Raw genomic sequence first — 5,782 nt, forward strand, 5'->3', positions numbered from 1 at the left:
AACGTGGTGTTGCGCTATGGCTTCAACTCGGGCATCAATCTGTCAGAGGAGCTGTCTCGCTGGCTGTTCGTCTGGCTGACCTTTCTCGGTGCCGTGGTGGCGATCAACGAGCGCGGGCATCTGGGCACCGACATGCTGGTGGGTCGCCTGGGGCCCAGGGGCAAAAAAATATGCCTCGGCATCAGCTATCTGCTCATGCTTTTTGCCTGCTGGTTGATGTTCCGCGGTGCGTGGGAGCAGGTCAAGATCAACTGGACCACCACCAGTGCCGTGATGGAAGTGTCCATGAGCTGGTTCTATGGCTCGGGCATGGTGTTCGCCGTGCTCGGCGGCCTGTTGCTGCTGCGGGATCTGATCCGGCTGCTCAGCGGCAAGACCGGGGACGGCGAGCTGATGATGATCAGGGAATCCGAAGACCAACCGCATGAAGGAGGTCCGGCATGACCATCGCTATATTCCTCGGATCGCTGCTTGCCGCCATGGCGCTGGGCATCCCGATCGCGTTCTCCCTGCTGCTGTGTGGTGCTGCATTGATGTGGCATCTCGACATGTTCGACGCGCAGATCCTGGCACAGAACGTCGTGAACGGCGCCGACAGCTTTCCGCTGCTGGCCGTGCCCTTTTTCATGCTCGCCGGCGAGGTCATGAACGCAGGTGGCCTGTCGCGCCGCATCGTCAACCTCGCCATGGCCCTGGTCGGCCACATCAAGGGCGGTCTGGGCTATGTCACGATCGTGGCGGCAGTCATCATGGCGGCGCTGTCGGGCTCTGCAGTGGCCGATGCGGCTGCGCTGGCGTCGCTTTTACTGCCCATGATGGTGGCCGCCGGCCATGACAAGGCGCGCTCCGCAGGGCTGATTGCATCGGCGGGCATCATCGCGCCGGTCATCCCGCCTTCGATTGCCTTTGTCATCTTCGGTGTGGCAGCCAATGTGTCAATTTCCAAGTTGTTCCTGGCCGGGATTTTTCCGGGTGTCCTGCTGGGGCTGTCGCTGTGGCTGACCTGGTGGTGGCTGGTGCGCAAGGAAGTGGTGAAAGCCCCGCCGCGCAAGAGCCGCGCAGAAGTCCTGGTGGCGTTGAAGGAGTCGACCTGGGCGCTGGTGCTGCCGCTGATCGTGGTGTTCGGCCTGAAGTTCGGCATCTTCACGCCGACCGAGGCTGCCGTGGTTGCCGCGGTGTACGCAACGCTGGTTTCCGTACTCGTCTACAAGGAGCTCACGCTGAGGAAGCTCTACCCGCTGTTCGTGGGCGCCGCCAAGACCAGCGCGATCGTGATGTTCCTGGTGGCTGCGGCCATGGTGTCGGCCTGGCTGATCACGGTAGCGCAGATACCGGGCCAGGTGGTTGCCCTGCTGCAACCGCTTCTGGACAGCCCGAAGTTGCTGATGCTGGCCATCATGGTGCTGGTGATGGTGGTGGGAACCGCGCTGGACATGACGCCCACCATCTTGCTGCTGACGCCGGTGCTCATGCCGGTCGTCAAGGCCGCCGGCATTGACCCGGTGTACTTTGGCGTGCTGTTCATCATCAACAACGCCATCGGGCTGATCACCCCACCAGTGGGCACGGTGCTGAACACGGTGGCCGGGGTGGGCAAGGTGAGCATGGACGAAGTCACCAAGGGCGTGCTGCCCTTCATGTGGGCCCAGTTCGCCATCATGTTCCTGATGGTGGCTTTCCCGCAAATCGTCATCATTCCGGCGCGCTGGTTCTACGGCGGCTGACAACTTTCCGCGCTGCCGGGCGTGCTGGGTACGCCACGGCCGGCAGCCACGTCAAAGCGTACCGTGACACCTCATCCCCTCAAAGAAACCGGAGACAACCATGAAACGCCTGTTTATCAAATCCGTCCTCACTACCGTCGCCCTGGCGGCCTTCGGCATGGCCTCAGCCCAGGACATCAAGGAACGCACCGTCAAGTTCGCCACGCAAAACCCGGACGGCCACCCGATTGTGCTGGGCATGAAAAAATTCGCTGAAACCGTGGCAGCGAAATCGGGCGGCAAGATCAAGGTCAACCTCTTCCCCGGTGGCGTGCTGGGCGGCGATGCACCGAACATCTCCGCGCTGCAAGGCGGCACGCTGGAAATGGTGGTGATGAATTCCGGCATCCTGGCCAGTCAGGCCAAGGAATTTGCCGTTTTCGATTTTCCGTTCATGTTTGCCAGCTCGCAGGAAGCCGATGCCGTGGTGGACGGGCCCTTCGGGAAAATGATGCTCTCCAGGCTCGATGCCAAAAACATCCATGGGCTGGCCTACTGGGAACTCGGTTTTCGCAACATCACCAACAGCAAGCGCCCCATCACCAAGGTGGACGACATTGCCGGCCTGAAACTGCGCGTGATTCCCAATGCCATCAACATCGACTGGGTGACCGCCCTGGGCGCCAATCCGACGCCCATGGCTTTTCCCGAGGTTTATGCCGCGATGGAGCAAAAGGCCATTGACGGCCATGAAAACCCGTTCACGGTCATCAACGCGAACAAGTTCTACGAAGTGCAAAAGTACCTGGCGGTGACCAACCACCAGTACAACCCGCAAACCGTCATTGTCAGCAAAAAGCTGTGGGACACCCTGAGCAATGATGAGAAAAAAATATTCTCGGATGCGACCGCCGAAGCTGCTGCGTACCAGCGCAAGGCCTCGCGTGAACAGTCCGGCACTGCGCTCGAAAACCTGAAGAAGAACGGCATGCAGGTCAGCGAGTTCAGTCCCGCGGAGATGGCTAAATTCCGCGAGAAGATGAAGCCCGTGATCGAGAAGCACTCAGCCATCGTGGGTGCCGATGTGGTCGGCGCGCTGCAGGCAGAGCTCGCCAAACTGCGCAAATAGGATTTCACGCCCCGGCCGGCCCAGCGCACCGGAGCGCCGGCCGGCCTGTTCTTTCATTCCGGTTCCGGGTATCTTCCTTCATGAGCAAAATCCGCATCGCTGTCGCAGGGGCCGGCTACATCGGTCTCGCCCACATGGATGTGGCTCAAGAGAGCCCTACGTGCATCCTTTCGGCCATTGTCGATCCTGCGCCGGCGGCAAAGGCTATCGCCGCCAAGGCGGGTGTGCCCCTCTACCAATCGCTGGACGAGCTGTTCACCAGAGACCGGCCCGACGGCGTGATCCTTGCGACGCCGAACCAGCTGCACGTGCCGCAGGCCCTGCAGTGCATCAAGGCGGGCGTTCCCATCCTGCTGGAAAAACCCATCGCACCCACGCTGGCCGAAGGCGAACAGCTGGTCAAGGCGGTCGCTGAAACGGGCGCCAAGGTACTGATAGGCCACCACCGCGCGCACAGCCCCATCATGGCCAAGGCGAAGGAAATCGTGGATTCGGGAAAACTCGGCAAGCTGGTCGCCGTGATGGGTAGCGCCACATTCTTCAAGCCCGACCGCTACTATGAAGACGCGCCATGGCGCCGCGAGATCGGCGGCGGCCCCATTTTGCTGAACATGATCCATGAGGTGCATAACCTGCGCATGCTGTGCGGTGACATCGTGGCGGTGCAGGCTTTTGCCTCCAATGCCACACGCGGTTTTCCGGTGGAAGACACGGTGGCCATCAATCTGCGTTTTGCCAACGGCGCGCTGGGCAGCTTCATGCTGTCGGACACCGCCGCCTGCGCGCGCAGCTGGRAGCAAACCTCCCGGGAAAACAAGGCCTACCCAAGCTATGGCGACGAAGACTGCTACGTGATTTCGGGCACCAACGGAAGCCTGTCGATTCCGACCATGCGCCTGAAAAGCTATCCCAGGCCGGAAGACCGTTCCTGGTGGAAGCCGTTTGACGAGAGCGTGGCCGACATGGTCCGCGACGATCCCCTCAAGCACCAGCTGGAGCACTTCGGCGCCGTCATTCGTGGTGAAGCACCGCCGCTGGTCAGTGCCCGCGACGGCCTGCTGAACCTGCGCGTCACCGAGGCCATCGCACAGGCCGCCCAAACCGGCCAGGTGATCGAGTTGCCCGTTTTTTAAGCAACTCGACCCTCCCACATGCAAATCAAACCACCACAAACAACGTCAACCACCAGGAAAGAAATCACCATGAAAGTGCTCATGCTTCACGGCATCAACCACAACATGTTCGGCAAGCGCGATCCGGCGCAGTACGGCACCATCACGCTGGACGAAATCAACACCAGCCTGCAGGCTTTGGGCCGGGAGCTCGGCGCCGAGGTGGAACATTTCCAGACCAACAGCGAATGCGACATGTGCGAACGGATTCACCAGGCATTCACCGACAAGGTCGACGCCGTGCTGATCAACGCCGGCGCCTGGACGCATTACAGCTACGGCATCCGCGACGCCCTGGCCATCCTCACCGTGCCGGTTGTCGAGCTTCACATGTCGAACATCCACGCCCGTGAGCCTTTCCGCCATGTGTCGGTGTTCGCCGAAATCGTCAAGGGGCAGATCTGCGGCTTTGGCGCTGACAGCTACCTGCTGGCTTTGCGCGCCGCTGTTTCGGCGATCAATGCCGCAAGGGTTTCGTAAATCATCAGAAAGAGAGCGGCCATGTCACAGGAGTTCGCTGGAAAAGTCATCGTCATAAGTGGCGCCAGCCGGGGCATTGGCCATGGCATCGCCGCTGCGTTTGCTGCACGCGGTGCACAGACCGTTTTGGCCGCATCGTCCATTGAGAACCTGAAGACTGCCGCGGATGCGATTGCCAGTACCGGAGCAATCCGCCCTGAGATATGCGCTGCGGATCTTCGAGGCGAAGAAGGTTGCAAAGCGGTATTCACCCTGGTGTCCGAAAGATTTGGACGCTGTGACGTGTTGGTCAATTCCGCGGGTGCCACGCGCGCCGGTGCGTTTCTGGATCTTCCGGAGGACGCATGGCATGACGGCTTTGCATTGAAGTTCTTCGGCTGTGTGAACCTGTGCCGCCTGTTTTGGCCGATGCTGAAAACTGCGGGTGGGCACGTTGTCAACATCATTGGCGGCGCTGCCCGTACGCCCGACCCGGGCTTCCTGATCGGTGGGTCGGTCAACGCTGCGATGCACAACTTCACCAAGGGCCTGTCCGGGCTTGGAAAGCGGGACGGCGTCAATGTCAACGCCATTCTTCCGGGCTTGACTGAAACCGGCCGTGTAGCGCAGCTGTTTCAGCAGCGTGCAGCCGCAAGTGGAAAACCCGTCGAAGAAGAACGACAAGCGCAAATCGCACGCGAGGGACTCAGCCGGCTGGGTACGCCCGAGGATGTCGCCGCACTTGCGATATTCCTGTGTTCGGAGAGTGCCCGCCACATTCAAGGCACGGCCATCGCTGTGGACGGCGGTGGCACCCCTGGCCTGTATTGATCGTCAAAAGCGTCTTTGTTGCCGGCGAATGACCGTCAGCACTGATTATTCGGCGTTATTTTCAACAGCGGTTTTAACTGCAAATTTCTGGAACCTCCATGATCAACGGCCATACCGAACTCATCGCCCACATCGGCTACCCGACGCATTCCTTCAAGGCGCCGATGATCTACAACCCCTACTTTGAACAGGCGGGAGTGAACGCGGTGGTCGTGCCCATGGGTTGCAAGGCCGAAGACTACCCGGCCTTTCTGCGGTCGGTGTCTTGCCTGGAGAATTTCCTAGGCGCGCTGATCACCATGCCGCACAAGGTCACGACAGTCGATTTGCTGGACGAAGCCACACCCACGGTACGCATCGCCGGCGCCTGCAATGCCGTCAAGCGCGACGCGAACGGCAAGCTCGTGGGCGACATGTTCGATGGGGAGGGCTTTGTGCGCGGTGTGCAGCGCAAGGGCTTTGATCCGCGCGGCAAACGTGCCCTGGTC

Annotated in this window: 7 protein-coding genes; all 7 read left to right on the forward strand. The window is 60.8% G+C overall.

Features of this window, described 5'->3' with window-relative positions; all coding sequences use genetic code 11:
- Window positions 1-444, forward strand: a 444-nt coding sequence (locus AC1D1X_RS13795) for a TRAP transporter small permease (protein WP_477698468.1), incomplete at its 5' end; no start/stop codon positions are given.
- Complete coding sequence (locus AC1D1X_RS13800; protein ID WP_477670671.1) at window positions 441-1,724, forward strand: TRAP transporter large permease subunit; 1,284 nt, start codon at window positions 441-443, stop codon at window positions 1,722-1,724. The genes AC1D1X_RS13795 and AC1D1X_RS13800, both read left to right, overlap by 4 nt.
- Before the next feature lie 100 nt (window positions 1,725-1,824).
- Window positions 1,825-2,832, forward strand: a complete 1,008-nt coding sequence (locus tag AC1D1X_RS13805) for a TRAP transporter substrate-binding protein (protein WP_477670670.1) — start codon at window positions 1,825-1,827, stop codon at window positions 2,830-2,832.
- Between the two features lie 80 nt (window positions 2,833-2,912).
- Window positions 2,913-3,965 (forward strand): Gfo/Idh/MocA family protein, encoded by a 1,053-nt coding sequence (locus AC1D1X_RS13810; RefSeq protein WP_477698469.1) that lies wholly within the window; start codon window positions 2,913-2,915, stop codon window positions 3,963-3,965.
- Window positions 3,966-4,034: 69 nt separating this feature from the next.
- Window positions 4,035-4,484 carry a type II 3-dehydroquinate dehydratase gene (gene aroQ, locus AC1D1X_RS13815; RefSeq protein WP_477647179.1) on the forward strand — a complete coding sequence of 150 codons (450 nt, stop codon included), beginning with the start codon at window positions 4,035-4,037 and terminating at the stop codon, window positions 4,482-4,484.
- Window positions 4,485-4,505: 21 nt separating this feature from the next.
- Window positions 4,506-5,294, forward strand: coding sequence for an SDR family oxidoreductase (locus tag AC1D1X_RS13820; RefSeq protein WP_477670668.1), 789 nt, complete (start codon window positions 4,506-4,508; stop codon window positions 5,292-5,294).
- 98 nt (window positions 5,295-5,392) lie between these two features.
- Window positions 5,393-5,782, forward strand: a 390-nt coding sequence (locus AC1D1X_RS13825; protein ID WP_477698470.1) for a shikimate dehydrogenase family protein, incomplete at its 3' end; no start/stop codon positions are given.

This window comes from Polaromonas sp. P1_G4 (assembly GCF_056405475.1).

Excerpts from the sequence above, each read along its gene's own strand:
- AC1D1X_RS13800 (WP_477670671.1), top strand. The coding sequence starts at position 441 with ATGACCATCGCTATATTCCTCGGATCGCTGCTTGCCGCCATGGCGCTG.
- AC1D1X_RS13805 (WP_477670670.1), top strand. The coding sequence starts at position 1,825 with ATGAAACGCCTGTTTATCAAATCCGTCCTCACTACCGTCGCCCTGGCG.
- aroQ (WP_477647179.1), top strand. The coding sequence starts at position 4,035 with ATGAAAGTGCTCATGCTTCACGGCATCAACCACAACATGTTCGGCAAG.
- AC1D1X_RS13820 (WP_477670668.1), top strand. The coding sequence starts at position 4,506 with ATGTCACAGGAGTTCGCTGGAAAAGTCATCGTCATAAGTGGCGCCAGC.